Source organism: Rhizobium sp. 01T444 (genome assembly GCF_056398305.1).
The window spans coordinates 60,939-81,251 of the sequence record NZ_JBFTPD010000009.1; the positions used below are offsets into that span (position 1 = coordinate 60,939).

At 59.8% G+C, this 20,313-nt stretch carries 18 protein-coding genes; 15 read left to right on the top strand and 3 right to left on the bottom strand.

What is annotated here, in order from left to right:
- The first annotated feature begins 3 nt into the window (after nucleotides 1-3).
- From lpxD to lpxB, 5 genes are read left to right on the top strand one after another with little or no spacing between them, the layout of a single operon-like run.
- Nucleotides 4-1,065, top strand: a complete 1,062-nt coding sequence (lpxD, locus tag AC1DTN_RS14850) for a UDP-3-O-(3-hydroxymyristoyl)glucosamine N-acyltransferase (protein ID WP_439014879.1) — start codon at nucleotides 4-6, stop codon at nucleotides 1,063-1,065.
- Nucleotides 1,058-1,525, top strand: coding sequence for a 3-hydroxyacyl-ACP dehydratase FabZ (gene fabZ, locus AC1DTN_RS14855; protein ID WP_113322821.1), 468 nt, complete (start codon nucleotides 1,058-1,060; stop codon nucleotides 1,523-1,525). The genes lpxD and fabZ overlap by 8 nt, the downstream gene beginning before the upstream one ends.
- The gene (gene lpxA / locus AC1DTN_RS14860) at nucleotides 1,522-2,340 is read left to right on the top strand and encodes an acyl-ACP--UDP-N-acetylglucosamine O-acyltransferase (RefSeq protein ID WP_162748012.1); all 819 of its coding nucleotides are present in this window, start codon (nucleotides 1,522-1,524) and stop codon (nucleotides 2,338-2,340) included. Before fabZ ends, lpxA begins: the two co-directional genes overlap by 4 nt.
- A gap of 3 nt (nucleotides 2,341-2,343) precedes the next feature.
- Nucleotides 2,344-3,225 (top strand): LpxI family protein, encoded by an 882-nt coding sequence (locus tag AC1DTN_RS14865; RefSeq protein WP_113183093.1) that lies wholly within the window; start codon nucleotides 2,344-2,346, stop codon nucleotides 3,223-3,225.
- Nucleotides 3,222-4,391, top strand: coding sequence for a lipid-A-disaccharide synthase (gene lpxB / locus AC1DTN_RS14870; RefSeq protein ID WP_477921526.1), 1,170 nt, complete (start codon nucleotides 3,222-3,224; stop codon nucleotides 4,389-4,391). Before AC1DTN_RS14865 ends, lpxB begins: the two co-directional genes overlap by 4 nt.
- A 31-nt stretch (nucleotides 4,392-4,422) precedes the next feature.
- Here lpxB and gltA read toward each other — a convergent pair whose 3' ends face one another.
- Nucleotides 4,423-5,712: a citrate synthase gene (gene gltA, locus AC1DTN_RS14875; protein ID WP_007822430.1), complete on the bottom strand. Its 1,290-nt coding sequence runs from the start codon at nucleotides 5,710-5,712 to the stop codon at nucleotides 4,423-4,425.
- 290 nt (nucleotides 5,713-6,002) lie between these two features.
- Here gltA and AC1DTN_RS14880 point away from each other — a divergent pair, with 290 nt between their 5' ends.
- Entirely contained in the window at nucleotides 6,003-8,429 is a 2,427-nt protein-coding gene (locus AC1DTN_RS14880) for a ComEC/Rec2 family competence protein (RefSeq protein WP_477921527.1), read from the top strand.
- Here the strand turns inward: AC1DTN_RS14880 and lexA are convergent.
- Nucleotides 8,410-9,135 carry a transcriptional repressor LexA gene (gene lexA / locus AC1DTN_RS14885; protein WP_007822432.1) on the bottom strand — a complete coding sequence of 242 codons (726 nt, stop codon included), beginning with the start codon at nucleotides 9,133-9,135 and terminating at the stop codon, nucleotides 8,410-8,412. The two genes, AC1DTN_RS14880 and lexA, sit on opposite strands and share 20 nt — an antisense overlap.
- Before the next feature lie 195 nt (nucleotides 9,136-9,330).
- On the opposite strand from lexA, the gene AC1DTN_RS14890 reads away from it, so the two are divergent.
- Both AC1DTN_RS14890 and kdsA read left to right on the top strand, forming a co-directional pair.
- On the top strand, nucleotides 9,331-10,218 hold the full coding sequence (locus AC1DTN_RS14890; protein WP_477921528.1) for a VOC family protein: 888 nt from the start codon (nucleotides 9,331-9,333) through the stop codon (nucleotides 10,216-10,218).
- A complete protein-coding gene (kdsA, locus tag AC1DTN_RS14895; RefSeq protein WP_477921530.1) occupies nucleotides 10,215-11,063 on the top strand; it encodes a 3-deoxy-8-phosphooctulonate synthase in 849 nt (282 codons plus the stop codon). Before AC1DTN_RS14890 ends, kdsA begins: the two co-directional genes overlap by 4 nt.
- A gap of 13 nt (nucleotides 11,064-11,076) precedes the next feature.
- Here kdsA and AC1DTN_RS14900 read toward each other — a convergent pair whose 3' ends face one another.
- On the bottom strand, nucleotides 11,077-12,888 hold the full coding sequence (locus AC1DTN_RS14900; protein ID WP_477921531.1) for a methyl-accepting chemotaxis protein: 1,812 nt from the start codon (nucleotides 12,886-12,888) through the stop codon (nucleotides 11,077-11,079).
- Nucleotides 12,889-13,361: 473 nt separating this feature from the next.
- Here AC1DTN_RS14900 and eno point away from each other — a divergent pair, with 473 nt between their 5' ends.
- The 7 genes from eno to AC1DTN_RS14935 all read left to right on the top strand — a co-directional run bounded on the left by eno (nucleotide 13,362) and on the right by AC1DTN_RS14935 (nucleotide 20,302).
- Nucleotides 13,362-14,636 carry a phosphopyruvate hydratase gene (eno, locus tag AC1DTN_RS14905; protein WP_037106212.1) on the top strand — a complete coding sequence of 425 codons (1,275 nt, stop codon included), beginning with the start codon at nucleotides 13,362-13,364 and terminating at the stop codon, nucleotides 14,634-14,636.
- A gap of 145 nt (nucleotides 14,637-14,781) precedes the next feature.
- On the top strand, nucleotides 14,782-15,102 hold the full coding sequence (locus AC1DTN_RS14910) for an FtsB family cell division protein (protein WP_007822443.1): 321 nt from the start codon (nucleotides 14,782-14,784) through the stop codon (nucleotides 15,100-15,102).
- 146 nt (nucleotides 15,103-15,248) lie between these two features.
- Nucleotides 15,249-16,295: a pyruvate dehydrogenase (acetyl-transferring) E1 component subunit alpha gene (gene pdhA, locus AC1DTN_RS14915; protein WP_477921533.1), complete on the top strand. Its 1,047-nt coding sequence runs from the start codon at nucleotides 15,249-15,251 to the stop codon at nucleotides 16,293-16,295.
- A gap of 15 nt (nucleotides 16,296-16,310) precedes the next feature.
- Complete coding sequence (locus AC1DTN_RS14920) at nucleotides 16,311-17,699, top strand: pyruvate dehydrogenase complex E1 component subunit beta (protein ID WP_477921534.1); 1,389 nt, start codon at nucleotides 16,311-16,313, stop codon at nucleotides 17,697-17,699.
- A gap of 33 nt (nucleotides 17,700-17,732) precedes the next feature.
- Nucleotides 17,733-19,058: a pyruvate dehydrogenase complex dihydrolipoamide acetyltransferase gene (locus tag AC1DTN_RS14925; RefSeq protein WP_477921605.1), complete on the top strand. Its 1,326-nt coding sequence runs from the start codon at nucleotides 17,733-17,735 to the stop codon at nucleotides 19,056-19,058.
- A gap of 21 nt (nucleotides 19,059-19,079) precedes the next feature.
- Complete coding sequence (locus AC1DTN_RS14930) at nucleotides 19,080-19,721, top strand: SGNH/GDSL hydrolase family protein (protein WP_310389523.1); 642 nt, start codon at nucleotides 19,080-19,082, stop codon at nucleotides 19,719-19,721.
- Nucleotides 19,722-19,723: 2 nt separating this feature from the next.
- Nucleotides 19,724-20,302 (top strand): GNAT family N-acetyltransferase, encoded by a 579-nt coding sequence (locus tag AC1DTN_RS14935; protein WP_113325303.1) that lies wholly within the window; start codon nucleotides 19,724-19,726, stop codon nucleotides 20,300-20,302.
- Nucleotides 20,303-20,313 lie beyond the last annotated feature (11 nt).

A 20,313-nucleotide genomic window follows, 5' to 3' on the forward strand; every position in this document is an offset into this window, starting at 1 on the left:
CCGATGGAGCAAAATACTTTTTTTCTGCCCCATGAAGGCGTGAGACTTGCTGAGTTAGCGCAATTTCTTGGGGCAGAGCTTGGCAATTCCGATCATGGCGATGTCATTATCCGCTCTGTCTCTCCTATAGCCAGGGCGCAGGCGGGAGATATCTGTTATATCCTCTCCCGCCGTAACCGTGACGAGTTCCTGACCTGCGAGGCTTCAGCCGTGATTTGCGACAAGGCACTGGCTCAGCTGGTGCCGCCGCATATTCCTGTGGTGATTTCCTCCAATCCGCATGCTGCCTTCGCGATGGCCGGTGGATTTCTCTATCCCGCAGCGCTCAAGCCGGTGACGTTTTCATCCGGTGAGACGGAGATCGCGCCGAGCGCTATCATTGATCCGACCGCCCGGCTTGAGAAGGGCGTGATTGTCGAGCCGATGGCGATTATCGGCCCTGGCGCGGAGATCGGCGAAGGCACGCGCATCGGCGCTCAGACGATCATCGGTCCCAATGTCAAAATCGGCCGCAATTGCTCCATCGCAACTGGTGTGAGCATTCTGTGTGCACTCCTCGGCAATGGCGTCATCATTCATAACGGCGCTCGTATCGGTCAGGATGGCTTCGGTTACGCGCCCGGTCCGCGCGGGATGATCAAGATCGTGCAGATCGGCCGGGTGATCATTCAGGACAACGTGGAGATCGGCGCCAACACCACGATCGATCGCGGTGCCATGGACGACACTGTCATCGGCGAGGGAACCAAGATCGACAATCAGGTGCAGATCGGCCACAACGTCCGTATCGGTCGCCATTGCGCCGTCGTTTCGCAGGTCGGCATGGCCGGCAGCACCATCATCGGCGATGGTGTGCAGATCGGTGGGCAGGTTGGCCTCAAGGGACATATCACCATTGGCGATGGCGCGCAGATCGCTGCAAAAAGTGGTGTCATGACCGATCTTGCCGCGGGCGGCCGCTATGGCGGAATACCTGCACGTCCTCTAAATGACTATCTGAAATATGTTGCACAGCTCATGACAAAATCAGGGGCTCGCGGAAAAAAGGGAGGCAAGAATGACTGAAGCAACAGCCGCCACGCTTTCTTCGGCAGACATCATGGAAATCATGAAGCTGCTGCCGCACCGCTATCCGTTCTTGATGGTCGACAAGATCGTCAATATCGATGGCGACAATGCCGCCGTGGGCATCAAGAATGTAACGGTCAACGAGCCGCATTTTACCGGCCACTTCCCGGAAGCACCGATCATGCCGGGTGTATTGCTCGTCGAAGGCATGGCACAGACGGCAGGCGCGATCTGCGCCAAGAAGGAAGGCCAGACCGGCAACCTCGTCTACTTCATGACGATCGACAATGCCCGCTTCCGCAAGCCGGTCGTGCCGGGCGACCGCGTTGAATATCACGTGCAGAAAATCAAGCAGCGCGGCAATATCTGGAAATTCCATTGCGACGCAAAGGTCGACGGTGCACTCGTCGCTGAGGCCGATATCGGCGCGATGATCGTACGTAAGGACAACGCATGAGTATGATCGCCGAAAGCGCCAGAATCCATCCGATGGCCGTGGTCGAGGATGGCGCCACGATCGGCGAAGGCGTGGTGGTCGGCCCATTTTGCCATGTTGGCCCCAAGGTCACGCTTCACGATAATGTCGAACTGATCAGCCATGTGGTTGTTCTCGGCATGACGACCGTCGGCGCCGGTACGCGTATATTTCCTTCGGCCGTCATCGGCGGCGACTCTCAAAGCGCCCGTCACAGCGCCGTCGATACGTCGCTGATCATCGGCCGCAACTGCACTATTCGCGAGGGCGTTACGATGAACACCGGCACCGTCGAACATGGCGGTTCGACGGTAATTGGCGACAACAGCCTCTTCCTGGCCTACTCGCATGTCGCCCATGATTGCCGGGTCGGCAACCATGTCATCATGTCGAACAATGTCATGCTGGCTGGCCATGTTTTCGTTGGCGATCACGCGATCATCAGCGGCGGCGCCGCAGTGCACCAGTTCACCCGGGTCGGCAAATATGCCTTTGTCGGCGGCCTCTCGGCCGTCAGCTACGATGTGATTCCCTATGGTATGCTGAACGGCAATCCCGGCATTCTGAGCGGTCTCAACGTCGTCGGCATGACGCGCGCCGGCGTTGATCGTGCTGTCATTCACACCGTTCGACGTGCCTACAAGTCGATCTTCGAGGGTGCCGGTTCGATCCGCGAGAATGCCGCCCAAATTCGCGACGAATATGCCGATTGCGAGCAGGTGATCGAGATCCTCGATTTCATCGCGGCCGAAAGCGATCGCGCGCTGTCTTCGCCGAGCCGGGGACAGAAGGGCTGATCTGTGGCTTCCGACGGCGACACTGCTGAAGGCCGGCTGGCGATCATTGCTGGTGGCGGCCTTCTGCCGTCCTATGTCGCCGAAGCTGCACGTTCGGCCGGCGAAAATCCAGTTATCGTTATACTGAAGGATGAGGGCGACCGTCGTTGGGACGGTTTCGACCACGCTACGATCGGTATCGGTGATTTCGCTTCGCTCGATCGGCTTTTCAAGCGGTATGGAGTGAGCCGTGTCGTCATGTCGGGCAGCGTCCGTCGGCGACCGGAATGGCGCGAGGTGCGGCCGACGCTGCGTATTCTGACCAAGGTACCCGCAGCCATCCGTACGCTGCTTTCGGGGGGCGACGATACCGTTCTGAAGATGGTCATCAAGCTGATAGAAGGGCGAGGTCTGCGTGTTGTCGGCGCCCATGAGATTGCACCGGATCTGCTGGCAACCGCAGGTCCGCTGGGCGCTGTTTCGCCCAATGAAGAGGATCGTCGTGACATAGAGCGCGCAGGCAAGGCGGCGGATGTGCTTGGCAGTCTGGATATCGGGCAGGGCGCCGTCTCGATCGGCGGACGCGTCGTCGCTGTTGAGGGCGTTGAGGGCACGGACGGCATGCTTGACCGCGTGGCGAACCTCAGAGCAGCAGGCCGCATATCGCCGCGCCGGCGCGGTGTGCTGGTCAAGCTCAGTAAGCCGCAGCAGGATATTCGCGCCGACCTGCCGGCGATTGGTGTGTCCACCGTGCTCAACGCCAAAGCCGCTGGGCTTGCAGGAGTGGCCGTCGAAGCCGGCCGGGCGCTGGTGCTTGATCGCGACGCACTCATTAAAGCGGCAGACGAAAACGGTCTTTTTGTCTGCGGTATCGACAAGGGCTTGCCGGGATGGGGGCTTCAATGAGCGACAGACCGCTGAAGATTGCCGTCATAGCCGGCGAAGTCTCCGGCGATCTCTTAGGTGCCGATCTCATTGCCGCGCTAAAGAGGATCCATTCCGGGCCGATCGAACTCGTCGGCGTCGGCGGTGAGGGGTTGCAGAGCCAGGGATTGAAATCGCTCTTCGATTTCTCCGAGCTTTCCATCATGGGCATTACCCAGGTGCTGGCGAAGCTGCCGAAGCTCTGGTCTCTCATCCGGCAGACGGTAGCGGCGATCATCGCGGCGAAACCCGATATCCTGCTCATCATCGACAGCCCGGACTTTACCCATCGCGTCGCCAAGCGCGTGCGCAAGGCGCTGCCGGACCTCCCAGTCGTCAACTATGTCTGTCCCAGTGTCTGGGCCTGGAAGGAATATCGCGCCCAGCGCATGCTCGCCTATGTCGACCATGTGCTGGCCGTACTTCCTTTCGAGCCGGCGGTGATGCAGCGTCTCAACGGGCCGGCGACAACCTATGTGGGTCACCGTCTGGTTGCGGACGCAGCGCTCCTGGAGACCCGGCGCCTGCGCGCTGGCCGGCAGCCCGGCAACGGTGCGATCCTGCTTCTTCCCGGCTCGCGCTCCTCCGAGATCAAGAAGCTTCTGCCTTATTTCGAAGCCGCCGCCAATGAGCTCGTCGCCCGCAATGGACCGATACGCTTCATGCTGCCGACTGTGCCGCACAAGGAAGCGTTTGTGCGCGAAATGACGGCGGGATGGAAGATAAAGCCGGAAATCGTTGTGGGTGCCAAAGCGAAATGGAAGGCCTTCGCCGAAGCCGATGCGGCCATGGCAGCGTCCGGCACGGTTATCCTGGAACTGGCGCTGGCTGATGTACCCGTCGTTTCCGCTTACAAGGTCGACTGGATCATGCGCATGCTAACGTCAGACATCAAGACCTGGAGCGGCGCACTGCCCAATCTGATCGCCGACTACGCGGTCGTGCCAGAATATCTGAACGATATCGTTCGCGGCGCAAGCCTCGCGCGCTGGATGGAGAGGCTGTCAGCCGACACCTACCAGCTCAAGGCGATGAAGGAAGGCTACGAGCTCATCTGGCAGCGCATGCAGACAGAAAAGCCGCCTGGAGAGCATGCAGCACAGATATTGCTCGATGTTCTAACCAGCAAAAAACCCGGCCATTCCTGACCGGGTTTTCTTTTTGCTTCGAAGTCAGCGCTCAGCGCTTGGAAACCGGTACGTAGTCGCGCTTAGGTTCGCCGATATAGAGCTGGCGCGGACGGCCGATGCGCTGTTCCGGATCCTCGATCATTTCGTTCCACTGTGCGATCCAGCCGACGGTACGAGCCAGAGCGAAGAGCACGGTGAACATGGTCGTGGGGAAGCCCAGGGCCTTCAGCGTGATGCCGGAGTAGAAGTCGATGTTCGGGTAGAGCTTCTTCTCTATGAAGTATGAGTCGGTCAGAGCGATGCGCTCCAGCTCCATCGCGACTTCGAGAAGCGGATCGTCCTTGATGCCGAGTTCGCCGAGAACTTCATGCGTGGTCTTCTGCATGATCTTGGCGCGCGGATCGTAGTTCTTGTAGACGCGGTGACCAAAGCCCATCAGGCGGAACGGATCGTTCTTGTCTTTGGCGCGGGCGATATATTCCGGAATGCGATCGACAGTGCCGATTTCCGTCAGCATGTTGAGGGCTGCTTCGTTGGCGCCGCCGTGAGCGGGCCCCCAGAGGCAGGCGATGCCGGCGGCGATGCAGGCGAACGGGTTCGCACCCGAGGAGCCCGCGAGACGGACCGTCGAGGTCGAGGCATTCTGCTCGTGATCGGCATGGAGGATGAAGATACGGTCCATGGCGCGTGCGAGCACCGGATTGACGACATATTCCTCGCAGGGAACGGCAAAGCACATGCGCAGGAAGTTGGACGCGTAATCCAGATCGTTCTTCGGGTAAACGAAGGGCTGGCCGATATGGTACTTATAGGCCATCGCTGCGAGCGTCGGCATCTTGGCGATCATGCGCAGGCTGGCTACCATGCGCTGGTGCGGATCGGTGATATCGGTGGAGTCGTGATAGAAGGCCGAAAGCGCGCCGACGCAGCCGCACATGACGGCCATCGGATGGGCGTCGCGACGGAAGCCGGTGAAGAAGCGGCTCATCTGCTCATGCACCATGGTGTGGTGCGTGACACGATAGTCGAAGTCCTTCTTCTGGGCGGCGGTCGGCAATTCGCCGTAGAGCAGCAGGTAGCAGGCTTCCAGGAAGTCGCCATGCTCGGCAAGCTGCTCGATCGGGTAGCCGCGATGCAGCAGAACGCCTTCGTCGCCGTCGATATAGGTGATCTTCGATTCACAGGATGCAGTCGACGTAAACCCGGGATCGTAGGTGAAGGAAGCCGTGTTCTTGTAGAGGGCACCGATGTCGATGACGTCGGGTCCAACCGTGCCTTTTCGCACGGCGAGATCGACTGATTTGTCACCGATTTTGATTGTAGCGCTTTGATCCGTCATGCTGATCCTCCGGGGTGGCGGTGGCGCCGCAAAAGCGCCATAAGGGTTAAGCGTCCTAAGCGATAGCTATATGATCGCGAAGCTAATGCCAAGTTACCGTGATGCCATTTTGTGCATCGCGGCATCATCTTTTAGGCAGTGCAGCGATGAGCTAAATGCATATCAGAACACCATGATTTGACTGGATTTTTTGCTCCCGCGAATTTTCCTCTTATTTCAATCGATTATTGTTTGCTCGTTTTGATTTCAGGTTGCATTCTGCCGGTATCCGGGGGCGGGTCCAGGCGATTATGGCGGGGTTAGAGACAAGAGAACGACAAGAGCAATCCATTGATGAAAAGATGGATTTTGCTGGCATTGCCCCGCGCGCCATTGTGACGCAATCGGCTCGGACCCAGGTTGCGATCCCATTTCGATGGCGATTGGTGACTGTTGCGAAACGATACGTCGGGTCGTCGATGCGTATGGCCACCGAAGAGGCCGGCCACGGTCGCCTCATCCTCTTCTCTCCGGTCTTCCTTGGTGCAGGTGCCGCGACCTGGTTTCTGGCGGCCTCGGACTTTCCGGCCGTGTCGCTCGGTCTCTTCCTGCTTGTTCTCCTTATTGCCGTTGCGCTCTGCGGTTATGCCCGGACGAAACTGCAGGCGACGCTGCTTGCTCTACTTCTTTTTGCCGGTGGAATGCTCTCCGCGCAGATCGAAACATGGCGGGCAAAGACCCTGATCCTCGATTCAGCCGTAACGACAACGGTGACCGGCCGGATCGAACGCCGAGAAGGCGATGACCAAGGGCGCTGGCGTTATATTCTTGACGTCACCGGTACGGATGCTCCTGAGATCAAGCGTCCGCCCGAACGCATCTCCGTGCTGGTCCGCGGAGCCACCCAGCCGTTCGAACTCGGCGACGTCATCGAGGGCAGGGCACGTCTCACGCCTCCGGCGGGACCGGCGCTCCCCCACCTCAATGATTTTGCCTTCAGCGCCTATTTTGACGGCATCGGTGCCAACGGCTTCTTCTATGGAGTACCCAAGAGGGTTGCGGAACAGCCGGAGCGATCGAACTCGGTCGGTGAGGCAATTCTGGAGTCGCTCTACCGCCTGAGAAGCGGCATCGGCGATCGGATTCGCTCCACACTACCCGGCGACACCGGGGCTTTTGCCGCCTCCCTTGTCACGGACGAGAGACGGGCGATCTCGGATGAAACGACAGAGGCGCTGCGGCAGTCCGGCCTTGCGCATATCATCGCGATCTCCGGCCTCAACATGGCGCTCTCCGCCGGCATCTTCTTTGTCGGCCTGCGCGTCATTCTCAGTCTTGTTCCCGGCATTGCCCAGGCATGGCCAACCAAGAAGATCGCGGCGGCCGGTGCGCTCGCTGCGGTGACGGCCTACTATCTGATCTCGGGTTTTGCCGTCTCCGCCGAACGCGCCTTCATCATGATGGCGATTATGCTGGTTGCGGTCTTCTTCGACCGGCCGTCGATCAGTCTCAGAAACGTGGCGCTATCCGCTCTCGTGATCCTCGCGGTCTCGCCATCGGAGGTGCTGGGGCCGAGTTTCCAGATGTCCTTTGCCGCAACGCTTGCACTGGTCGCCGGCTACGACCTCTGGAAGGGGCGGCCGATGCGGGAGAATGCCTTTGCCAAGCTGCCGATCATGAAGCCCTTCTTCATGGTTGGTGGCTTCTTCGGTGGCGTTTTCCTGACGTCGCTGATCGGTGGTTTCTCGACGGCGCTGTTTTCGATCGAGCATTTCCACCGGCTGACTGCCTATGGCCTGCCGGCAAATCTCGCGGCCATGCCGGTCATCACCTTCATCGTCATGCCGGCCGGGATGCTGGCAATGCTGCTGATGCCGTTTGGTCTGGACGGCTGGCTATGGCCGGTGGCAGGCTTCGGGCTTGATCTGGTGATCACCATCGCAAAGGCAGTAGCGGGGTGGGGCGGCAACATAGATGTAGGCCGCTTGCCCGGCTGGTATTTCCCGACCGCCGTTTTCGGATTTCTGCTGCTGACCCTGCTCAGAACCCGGCTGCGGCACATGGGAACGGCAATTGTCGCGGTCTCGACGCTCGCTGTTGTCCTTCTTCCATCGGAGGCGATGCCCGATATCGCTATCTCCGAAGATGGCGGCCTGGTCGCTATAGTCGATGGAGAGGCGATGGCTTCGAACCGTGAAAAGCCGCCCGCCTTCATCTTCGAACAATGGCAGAGGGCCCTTGCCGTCGAAGAGCATCAGAAGCCAGTTATGCTTCAAGCTGCCAAGGCGCCCACTGCGCCTGATGGTCAAAGACTGCAACTGTCACCCGACCAACAGAATGAAGCCAGAGAGGCAATGAGACAGGCAGTCGCCATTAGCCCGCCGTCACGCTTCTCCTGCCTGAAGGGCGCCTGGTGCACCACTTTGCTCGTCAATGGAAAGAAACTGACCGTCATCGACAATGCTGCCTATCTCGGACCAGCCTGCGATACGGCTGATATTGTGGTGACCCCTGTCCGATTGCGCTTCGACCGCTGTCGTTCCGGCGCGCTGCTCTTTACCGGCGAGACGCTGCGCAAGACAGGTTCTGTCGAACTTCGATTCACCGATAAGGGAATTGAGGTCGCAACCGCATTCGACACATTGGGGCGACCCTGGATGCGCCACCGCGCCTATGATTGGCGCAGTAACACATTCGCAGACGCCAATCTGTCACCGGTCAGTGATAGCGGCGAATGAGGCCGACGAGCTTGCCCTGGACCTTGACGCGATCCGGCGGAAAGATGCGGGTCTCGTAAGCAGGGTTTGCTGCCTCGAGCGCAATCGATGCGCCCTTGCGGCGGAAACGCTTGAGCGTTGCTTCCTCGTCATCGACGAGCGCGACGACGATATCACCCGGATTGGCTGTGCTGCCATTGCGGATGATGACCGTGTCGCCATCGAAGATGCCGGCTTCGATCATCGAGTCGCCGCGAACTTCCAGCGCATAATGTTCACCGGAGCCAAGCATATCGGCGGGAACGGTGATGTCATGCGTATTGTTCTGGATTGCCGAGATCGGAACACCGGCGGCGATGCGGCCCATGACGGGAACGGAGACCGCATTGCCGTTATCGGCAGCGGGTGCTGGCTTCGCCGAGGCAGGAGGCGCCACGGGCTGGGGCTTGCCGAGGCTGCCCTCGATGACGCTCGGTGAAAAGCCGCGCCGAGGCTGCAGGCTCGGGCTGTAGGCTTCCGGCAGTTTGATGACTTCGAGCGCGCGCGCCCGGTTCGGAAGCCGGCGAATGAAGCCGCGTTCTTCGAGCGCCGTGATCAGCCGGTGAATACCGGATTTCGAGGCCAGATCCAGTGCGTCCTTCATCTCGTCGAAAGACGGTGGAACGCCTGACTCCTTCATCCTTTCATGAATGAAAAGAAGGAGTTCCTGTTGTTTGCGCGTGAGCATGGCGTCTCCCCAGTCTTGAAACAAATCCAGAACGGACACTATATGTTCCATATGTGTTCCGCAAGTAGCTAAATTTTCGTAAAACTTCTGTTCAATCTGTCGAGAATTTGATTTTTATCGCCCTTAGGCCTGTCTGGCCTTGTTTCACGAGACCTGCTGAAGCACATCTCCTTGTCACTGCTGGGAGAAGAACCGATGAGCCAAGACACGCTTCCGATCGATCATCTCGTTTTGCCGGTTACCGATATCGACCTTGCCCGCGAAAGGCTGGGCAAGCTGGGCTTTACCGTCGCGCCCGATGCCCGCCATCCCTTCGGCACGGAGAATGCCTGTGTTTTCTTTGCCGACAAAACCTATATCGAGCCGCTCGGTGTCGCGAGCGTCGAGGAGAGCGAGGTGACGGCACGTGAGGGCAATGTCTTCACGGCTCGCGATCAGGCTTTCCGTTTCCGCTGCGGCAGCGAGGGACTGTCCGCCATCGCCTTCGCCACCGCGGATGCAAAGCACGAACATGCTCGATTCGTGGAGGGCAGCATCAGTGCCGGTTCTGTGCTGCAGTTCGAACGCCCTGTGAAAATGCCGGATGGCACGGAGAGCATTGCCGGCTTCCGGCTCGCCTTCGCTGCCGACCTCCGGGCACCGGATTTCTTTCTCTTCGCTGTCGAGCGCATCAACCCGCTTCCTGCCGACCGCAACGTGCTGGAGACCCACGCCAATGGCGTGACAGGCATTGCCGAGATCGCGCTCGCAGCCCCCGAGCCGACAGCCTTCGGCGCCTTCGTTCGCTCGGCGGCAAAAGCCGCTTCTGCTGGCGATACGAGTTTCGGGCTGGAGGTGCTTACCGGAAACGCAAAGATCAGCCTGATGACCCCGCAGGGGCTGGAGGCCTATTTCGATCTGGCGACGCCGGATATCGATCGCGGCCTGCGCGGCCGGGCAATCCTCTTTGCGGTTGGCGATCTGGCCGTGACAGAAGCGCATTTGGCTGCTAACGGGGTGACCTATACACGCAAGGGCAACCGTATTCTGGTGAAGCCCGCGCCCGGTCAGGGCGTGCTCTTCGCTTTCGAGGAAACATCATGAGCTCTACTACGAACTCCGTTGTGACGGTCGGCGAAGGCGCCGGCAAGGTCACCTTCTCCAATGCTGCACGTCTGTCGCTGATTGCCGGCGCTTGCGAAATGGAAAGCCGCGACCATGCGTTCATGGTTGCCGGCACGTTGAAGGAACTGTGCGCCAAGCTCGGTATCGGGCTCGTTTACAAGACGTCTTTCGACAAGGCGAACCGCTCTTCCTTGTCGAGCAAACGCGGTGTCGGCCTTGAAAAGGGCCTGGAGGTTTTTGCCGATCTCAAGAAGGAACTCGGCATTCCGGTTCTGACCGACATCCACACTGAAGAACAATGCGCCGAAGTGGGCAAGGTCGTCGACATCCTGCAGATACCGGCCTTCCTGTCTCGTCAGACGGATCTCCTGGTGGCTGCGGCAAAGACCGGCCGCGTTATCAACGTCAAGAAGGGCCAGTTCCTGGCGCCTTGGGATATGAAGAACGTGCTCGGCAAGCTGAACCAGAGCGGCAATCCGAACATCTTGCTGTGCGAACGCGGTGCTTCCTTCGGTTACAATACGCTGGTCTCCGACATGCGTTCCCTGCCGATCATGGCAGCAACCGGCGCCCCCGTTATTTTCGACGCCACGCATTCAGTCCAGCAGCCCGGCGGACAGGGGGAAACCTCCGGCGGAGAGCGGCAGTTCGTGGAGACGCTGGCGCGTGCTGCCGTGGCCGTCGGCGTCGCCGGGGTCTTTATCGAAACCCATCAGGATCCGGATAACGCGCCCTGCGACGGGCCGAACATGGTCTATCTCAAGGACATGCCGCGGCTTCTGGAGAAGCTTCTCGCCTTCGACGCGATCGCCAAGGCCGCCTGAACGACAGGCAGCATCAGGCTGCCGCGCGGGACGGGCGCCTTTCCTCCAGTGCGAAGCGGGAGAGCATGCGCCCGAGATGGGACGCCTCGTTGCCGAGCTCCTGGCAGGCGGCGTTTGTCTCCTCGGCCATCGCCGCATTCTGCTGTGTCACCTGATCCATACGGTTGACGGCAGCGTTGACCTCGACGAGCGCGACCGACTGTTCTGAAGACGAGCGCACGATCGCTTCGGTCAGCGCCGTCACCTGCAGCACCTGGCGGTCGATATCGCCGAGTGCCTCGCCGGTGCGGCTGACAAGTGCCACGCCCGCGGAGACCTGCCGCGACGACGTCTCGACGAGAAGCTTGATCTCCTTGGCGAGATTGGCGGAGCGGCCGGCAAGCTCGCGGACTTCCTGAGCTACGACGGCAAAGCCTTTCCCTGCGTCTCCGGCGCGTGCTGCCTCGACGCCCGCGTTGAGCGCCAAAAGATTGGTCTGAAAGGCGATCTCATCGATGGCGTTGATAATATCGCCGATCCTGACCGCTGATTCCTCGATCTTCTCCATGGCGGTAACCGCTTCGCGAACGATCTCGGCGGAATGCGCCGCACTCTCCTTCGTGGCCAACATCATCGCATTGGCTTCCTGGGCCCGCTCCGAGGAGTTTTTCACCGTAACCGTGATCTGATCCAGCGCCGAAGCCGCCTGTTCGAGTGAGGCAGCCTGACTCTCGGTACGCTGTGCCAGATCAGTGGTGCTAAGTGCGATTTCGCGCGAACTGTCGCCGACCGTATTCGTGGCGGCATAAATGTCCTTCATGGCATCGGAAAGAATGATGATGCTGGTATTGAAGGTCTCGCGAAGCTTCTCATAAGTGTTGGCGAACTGCTCGTCGAGACGCACGGTCAGGTCGCCGCGTGAAAGCCGCTCCAGGCCGGCGCTCAGGCTTTCGATGACGCGCTGGCGCGTGGCATTCTCCACGCTCTTCGATGCGTCGAGTTCTGCATCGCGGCGCATCTGTGCCTGCCGTTCCTCGTCCTGGTGCGCGCGGATGGCGTTCCGTTCTTCCGCCGATTCGCGAAAGACCGTGACTGCGCGCGCCATTTCTCCGATTTCGTCGGATCGTCTGACATAGGGAACTTCGCGGGAATAGTCGCCGCTCGCGAGGACCGCCATGTAGTCGCGCATCGCCGATAGCGGCACGATCGCGCGCCTGCGGAACATGTAGAGCCCGGCAACGATGAGCACGAAGGAAAGCGCGGCGGCGGATAGCGTAACGGCGGAGAGCAGTTCCGTCTGTTCGGCAGCCTGCTTTTCGGCATCCGCCTGGAAGGCGTTCGCCATCGCCACGAGTTCGTTCACGGCCTTTTCGTGAACATGAAAATTCGTCGCAAGCTTGAGGAGCGCCGGTTCGACGGCGGCCTTGTCGCCCTTGAGTATAGCAGGCACCGCCTCCTCATCCATGACTTGCCAGAAGGCGTCGCCCCTGACGAGAACGTCATCGAGAAGCTTGCGCTTGAGATCGGCGCTGAGCGGCGTTTCTGACCAATATTTGCGGCGGTCTTCATAAGCCGGCTTCAGAACCGTTCGGATGCGTTCGATATTGGCCGTTGCCGAGGCCGGCTGCTCGACGGCTTCGAGCGCTAGCATGTAGGGTTCGATGACATAGAGCGGCGGCGGGAGAATATCGGCGACGAGATCCTTGCCATAGATGATCTGCTTATACATCAGTCCGTTCACGCGAAGCATGTTGAATGCGTAATTCTGCAAGCCGATGGAGGTCACCAGTCCGAGGATGACAACGGCACCGAAAATGGCAAGGCTGCGTGCAATATTGAGTTTCATCTGTGCCTCATATGAAATGCCGCCAAGAGAGTCGATAAAATCCCGTACTGGTTGTTTTTGGAGGGGCGCAGCTGTTCATTCCAGCCGTTCCGTATTTGCCTGAGTGGCCGGAACGACCGACTTTTGAGGGCCTCTCCCAAGCTTTCAAAATTAAACCGGGATGGTTACCGAAGGCTGAAATCAAAGGGCGGGAAGCCGTCCAAAATTGGGGCTGTTGCAGGAATTTTCAGCCGTGGGTTGCTGCCAACGATGGTGGCTTGCCAACATTCCGCCCGGATAAACAGTTTATCGTCTTTCGATGGATGGGATATGCTGGCCGGCGACTGCCGTTCCCTTCAAAACCCTGACATGATTGTGCTATAGGCCACGTCTGATGCGCTGCCCGAACGTGCAAAATTGCGGCATTGTAATTTGCGCACCTTCGATTAAGACGGTTTCAAACGATTTATCCACCCACCGAGCAGGAAAAAACCATGACTGCAATTACCGATATCATCGCCCGCGAGATTCTCGATAGCCGTGGTAACCCCACCGTCGAAGTCGATGTCTATCTCGAAGACGGCAGCATGGGCCGCGCGGCTGTTCCCTCGGGTGCCTCGACCGGCGCGCATGAAGCCGTCGAACTACGTGACGGCGGGAAGCGCTACCTCGGCAAGGGTGTCGAAAAGGCCGTCGAAGCCGCCAACACCGAGATCTTCGACGCCATCGGCGGCATCGACGCTGAAAACCAGATCCAGATCGACAAGATCATGATCGAGCTCGACGGTACGCCGAACAAGTCGCGCCTCGGGGCCAACGCCATCCTCGGCGTTTCGCTCGCTGTTGCCAAGGCCGCCGCGGAGGCTTCCGGCCTGCCGCTCTACCGTTATGTTGGTGGCGCTTCGGCCAGCCTGCTACCGGTTCCTATGATGAACATCATCAACGGTGGCGCACATGCCGACAACCCGATCGATTTCCAGGAATTCATGATCCTGCCGGTTGGCGCAGACTCGATCCGTGAAGCTGTCCGCATGGGCTCGGAAGTCTTCCATACGCTGCGCAAGGAACTCGCCGCCCAGGGCCACAACACCAATGTCGGCGACGAAGGTGGTTTTGCCCCGGGCCTGAAGAGCGCTCCGGAAGCCCTCGACTTCATCATGAAGTCGGTTGAGAAAGCCGGCTACAAGCCGGGCGAGGACATCTATCTCGGCCTCGATTGCGCCTCGACGGAATTCTTCAAGGACGGCAAGTATGTGATGGAAGGCGAAGGCCGCACGCTCGAACCGGGCGCAATGGCCGAATACCTCGCTGAACTCGTCGGCAAGTACCCGATCATTTCCGTCGAAGACGGCATGGCAGAAGACGATTGGGAAGGCTGGAAGACGCTGACCGATCTCGTCGGCAAAAAGTGCCAGCTCGTCGGCGATGACCTGTTCGTCACCAACTCGGCTCGCCTGCGTGACGGTATCCGCATGGGCGTCGCCAACTCGATCCTCGTCAAGGTCAACCAGATCGGTTCGCTGACGGAAACGCTCGACGCCGTCAACACCGCGCACAAGGCAGCCTACACTGCCGTGATGTCGCACCGTTCGGGCGAAACCGAAGACTCCACGATCGCCGATCTCGCAGTTGCCACCAACTGCGGCCAGATCAAGACCGGCTCGCTGTCGCGCTCGGATCGCCTTGCCAAGTACAACCAGCTGATCCGCATCGAAGAAGGTCTCGGCCCGCAGGCTCAGTATGCCGGCCGCTCCATCATCCGCGGCTAATACGAACTGATAAATCAGTCATTTGGAACCCGCGCTCCGGCGCGGGTTTTTTGTTGAGTCTGCCCGTGATGGGCTTTGAGTCAACGAACGGTTAATCTCTGCGCGGTAAATTGAAACGATTGGTAATGCGTTAGAGCATGCGTGTATGTGGACAAAGCATCATAAGAAGAGAAAGACTGGCCGCTTCGTCATTCCGGCCATGACGGTCGCCTTCCTTTCCTATTTCGGTTATCATTGCATTCACGGTGACTATGGTCTGCGTGCGACGGAGGCGTTCGAGCGCCAGCGTGTCGCGCGTGAGAAGGAATTGGCTGTGCTGAAGGTCAAGCGTGAGCATCTGGAGGCGCAGGTAGCGCTCCTGAGTGACGGCTCGCTGGACAAGGATATGCTCGACGAAAAGGCGCGATATCAGCTCAACATGTCGCGCGCGGATGAGATCGTCATTTACAATCACTACCGCAATTAACCGAATTTAGGTTAATCAAAAATTCCTGTTATTTATCAATAATTTACCTGCGAATATGAGCCATGCAATTATGGCATTGCTGTGGTCATTTTTCTTCCCTATGGTACGCGCCACCTGAGAACCGATAAACCCATAGGGAGGGTTGAATGGCGTTGCGCAAAACCGCGACCGTTTCCAGCCGCAAAAACAGTGCGAAATCCGCAGCCAAGGCATCGAACGGTGGTCCTATCGCCGATTTCGATCGCGACGAGGAGCTGAAGGCCTATCGCGAGATGCTGCTCATCCGCCGTTTCGAGGAAAAGGCGGGCCAGCTTTACGGCATGGGCTTCATCGGTGGTTTCTGTCACCTTTACATCGGTCAGGAAGCTGTCGTCGTCGGCATGCAGATGGCGCAGAAGGAAGGCGATCAGGTCATCACCGCCTATCGCGACCACGGTCATATGCTGGCTACCGGCATGGAAGCACGCGGCGTCATGGCCGAACTGACCGGGCGTCGCAACGGCTATTCCCACGGGAAGGGCGGTTCGATGCACATGTTCTCCAAGGAGAAGCATTTTTACGGCGGCCACGGTATCGTCGGTGCCCAGGTTTCGCTCGGAACCGGCCTTGCCTTTGCAAACCGCTACCGGGGCAACGACAGCGTTTCGATCGCCTATTTCGGTGACGGCGCTGCCAACCAGGGTCAGGTCTACGAGAGCTTCAACATGGCTGCTCTCTGGAAGCTACCGATCATCTACATCGTCGAAAACAACCGTTATGCCATGGGCACGTCGACGGCTCGCGCGACGGCTCAGTCGAACTATTCGCTTCGCGGTTCCGGCTTCGGTATCCCGGGCGTCCAGGTTGACGGCATGGACGTTCGCGCCGTCAAAGCTGCTGCCGATGAGGCGCTCGAGCACTGCCGCTCGGGCAAGGGCCCGATCATCCTTGAAATGCTGACCTATCGCTACCGCGGCCACTCCATGTCGGACCCGGCGAAGTATCGTAGCAAGGAAGAAGTGCAGAAGATGCGCTCCGAGCAGGACCCGATCGAGCAGGTTCGCCTGCGCGTGATGGAAAAGGGTTGGGCGACCGAAGACGATCTGAAGGCGATCGACAAGGAAGTCCGCGACATCGTCGCCGACAGTGCCGATTTCGCCCAGGCCGATCCGGAGCCGGATGCATCCGAGCTCTACACCGACATTCTGCTCTAATCGGGGAGGGAACCCATGCCTATCGATATCCTTATGCCCGCCCTCTCTCCGACGATGGAAGAAGGCACGCTGTCCAAGTGGCTCAAGAATGAAGGCGACAAGGTCACGTCCGGTGACGTGATTGCCGAAATCGAAACCGACAAGGCGACGATGGAAGTCGAAGCCGTCGATGAAGGCGTCATCGGCAAGCTGCTGGTTCCGGCAGGCACCGAAAACGTCAAGGTGAATGCCAAGATCGCCATCCTGCTGCAGGATGGCGAATCCGCCGACGCGATTTCCGCCGCTCCGGCTGCCGCTCAGCCGGCTCCGGCCGCCGCGGCGCCTGCTGCCCAGGAAGAAAAGCCGGCTGCAGCTGCTGCTCCGGTTCCGGCCGAGCCCAAGGCTTTCGTGCCGAACGACCCGGAAATTCCTGCCGGTACCGAGATGGTGTCGATGACGGTGCGCGAAGCCCTTCGTGACGCCATGGCCGAAGAAATGCGCGCTGACGAAAACGTCTTCGTCATGGGCGAAGAAGTTGCCGAATACCAGGGCGCCTACAAGGTCACCCAGGGTCTTCTGCAGGAATTCGGCGCTCGCCGCGTTATCGACACGCCGATCACCGAACACGGCTTCGCCGGCGTTGGCGTCGGTGCTGCCATGGCCGGCCTGAAGCCGATCGTCGAGTTCATGACCTTCAACTTCGCCATGCAGGCGATCGACCAGATCATCAACTCGGCTGCCAAGACGCTCTATATGTCGGGCGGCCAGATGGGTGCCCCGATCGTTTTCCGCGGCCCGAACGGTGCTGCTGCCCGCGTCGGCGCCCAGCACAGCCAGGATTACGCCGCCTGGTATAGCGCGATCCCCGGCCTGAAGGTTGTCATGCCCTACACGGCATCCGACGCCAAGGGTCTGCTCAAGGCCGCGATCCGTGACCCGAATCCGGTCGTCTTCCTCGAAAACGAAATTCTCTACGGTCAGCATTTCGATGTACCGAAGCTCGATAATTTCGTTCTGCCGATCGGCAAGGCCCGCATCCACCGCCCGGGCAAGGATGTCACCGTCGTCTCCTTCGGCATCGGCATGACCTATGCGACGAAGGCGGTTGCTGAACTCGAAAAGCTCGGCATCGATGTCGAACTGATCGATCTGCGCACGCTTCGCCCGATGGATCTTCCGACAGTGATCGAATCGGTCAAGAAGACCGGCCGTCTGGTCACCGTCGAAGAAGGTTATCCGCAGAACTCCGTCGGCACCGAAATCGCCACCCGCGTCATGCAGCAGGCCTTCGATTACCTCGATGCGCCGATCCTGACGATCGCCGGCAAGGACGTTCCGATGCCTTACGCCGCCAATCTCGAGAAGCTCGCGCTTCCGAATGTCGGCGAAGTGGTCGATGCGGTGAAAGCCGTTTGCTACAAATAAGGGGAGGGCCTTTCGATGCCGATCAATATCACGATGCCCGCCCTCTCTCCGACCATGGAAGAAGGCAATCTGGCCAAGTGGCTGGTCAAGGAAGGCGATAAGGTCAAGTCCGGCGATGTGATCGCCGAGATCGAGACCGACAAGGCGACGATGGAAGTCGAAGCCATCGACGAAGGCACCGTTGCCAAGCTCGTCGTTCCGGCCGGCAGCGAAGGCGTGAAGGTCAACGCCCTGATCGCCGTTCTCGCCGCCGATGGCGAAGATGTCGCCGCCGCCGCAAGCGGTGCCGGCTCCGCCGCTCCGGCGCCGAAGGCTGCAGTTGCTCCGGCACCAGCCGAAGCACCGAAGGCTGAGACAGCACCCGCACCGGCAGCTCCGGCCGCTGCCCCGGCTGCCGCCTCCTCGGCTGGCGCTCGCACCTTCTCTTCGCCGCTTGCTCGCCGTCTCGCCAAGGAAGCCGGTATCGATATTTCCGCCGTTGCCGGCACCGGTCCGCATGGCCGTGTCGTCAAGAGTGATGTCGAAGCTGCTGCTGCCGGTGGTGGCGCCAAGGCTGCTCCGGCTGCTGTTGCTGCCCCGCAGGCTGCTGCACCGGCTCCGGCCGCTGCCGCTCCGAAGGGCGCTTCGGATGAAGCCGTGCTCAAGCTCTTCGAGCCGGGCTCCTACGAGCTCGTGCCGCATGACGGCATGCGCAAGACGATTGCCCGTCGCCTCGTCGAATCCAAGCAGACCGTTCCGCACTTCTACGTTTCGGTTGATTGCGAACTCGACGCGCTGATGGCGCTGCGTGCCCAGCTGAACGACGCCGCTCCCCGCAAGGACGGCGCTCCGGCCTACAAGCTTTCGGTCAACGACATGGTCATCAAGGCCATGGCTTTGGCACTGCGCGACATTCCGGATGCCAACGTCTCCTGGACCGAAAATGCCATGGTCAAGCACAAGCATGCCGATGTCGGCGTGGCTGTCTCGATCCCTGGCGGCCTGATCACCCCGATCGTCCGCAAGGCTGAGGAGAAGACGCTGTCGACCATCTCCAACGAGATGCGCGATCTCGGCAAGCGTGCCAAGGACCGCAAGCTGAAGCCTGAGGAATATCAGGGCGGCACGACCTCGGTCTCCAACATGGGAATGATGGGCGTGAAGAACTTCGCAGCCGTCATAAACCCGCCGCATGCGACCATCCTCGCAGTCGGCGCGGGGGAGCAGCGTGTCATCGTCAAGAACGGCGAAATGGCGATTGCTACGGTCATGACCGTGACGCTCTCGACTGACCATCGTTGCGTTGACGGTGCTCTCGGTGCTGAGTTGCTGCAGGCCTTCAAGGGCTACATCGAAAATCCGATGGGCATGCTGGTCTAAGCAGGACGCGGGAGGGCGGACATGACGAAGACTGTTCTTTGCTATGGTGACTCGCTGACTTGGGGCTATGACGCCGTCACGATCGGCCGTCATGCCTACGAAAACCGCTGGCCGAGCGTGCTTCAGGCAACGCTCGGAAGCGGAGTTCGCGTCATCGCGGAAGGCCTGAACGGCCGCACCACCGCCTTTGACGACCATCTTGCCGATTGCGATCGCAACGGCGCACGCATTCTGCCGACTGTTCTGCAGACGCATGCGCCGCTCGATCTCGTTATCCTGCTGCTCGGCACCAACGACATGAAGCCGGTCGTTGCCGGCTCGGCGTTTGCCGCGTGCCAGGGCATCGGCCGTCTGGTGCGGCTGATCCGCAATCATGCCTGGCCCTTCGAATTCGATGGGCCGGAGATCCTGATCGTGGCGCCGCCGGCAATCTGCGCGACGGGCAATGTGCCCTTCGCGGCATCCTTCCCCGGTGGCATCGAGGAATCGGCAAAGCTTCCGACGCTTTACCGTGATCTCGCTGATGAACTCGGCTGCGGCTTCTTCGACGGCAATTCCGTCGCCAAGACGACGCCGATCGACGGTATTCACCTCGATGCGGAGAATACGCGTGCGCTCGGTCGCGGCCTTGAGCCCATCGTGCGGATGATGCTGGGCCTCTGAGGATGACTGCCTTTCTCGCTCTCCGACAGGCCTCCCGCCGGGATGCTTCGGAACTGGCGATACTGGCGGATATTGCTTCTCACGGCTTTGCCTCATGGCTCTGGTTTGCCGATGTCGCAAGCGGCATGAGCGATACACCGCTGGAGCGGGGCCGGCTGAAGATGAGCGACGAGGCGCTCGGCGGCTGGAAGAACGCCGTCATCGGCGAGGCCTATGATGAGATCGCCGGAATGGCGATCGGTTACGAAGTGGATGAAGGCATACGTGATCTCGAAGCGCGGCATCCGGCCATAGAGCCGATGCTGGCGATGCAGAGATCGGTGATCGGACACTGGTTCATTGGCAGTCTCGCGGTCTATCGCCATATGCGCGGTATCGGCATCGGCAAGAGGCTGCTGGAAGATCAGCTCGCAAGGGCAGACGTGCTGCCGGTCAGCCTGATCACGTCGGATAGTAACGAAGCGGCTCTGTCGCTTTACGGAAGAAACGGATTTTCGGAAGCGGCGCGCATGAATGCCGTGCCGCTCTTCGATAACAGCAAAAAGCACGCATGGGTTCTCATGACCCGCGCGCGAGCGTAACAAAGGCAGGA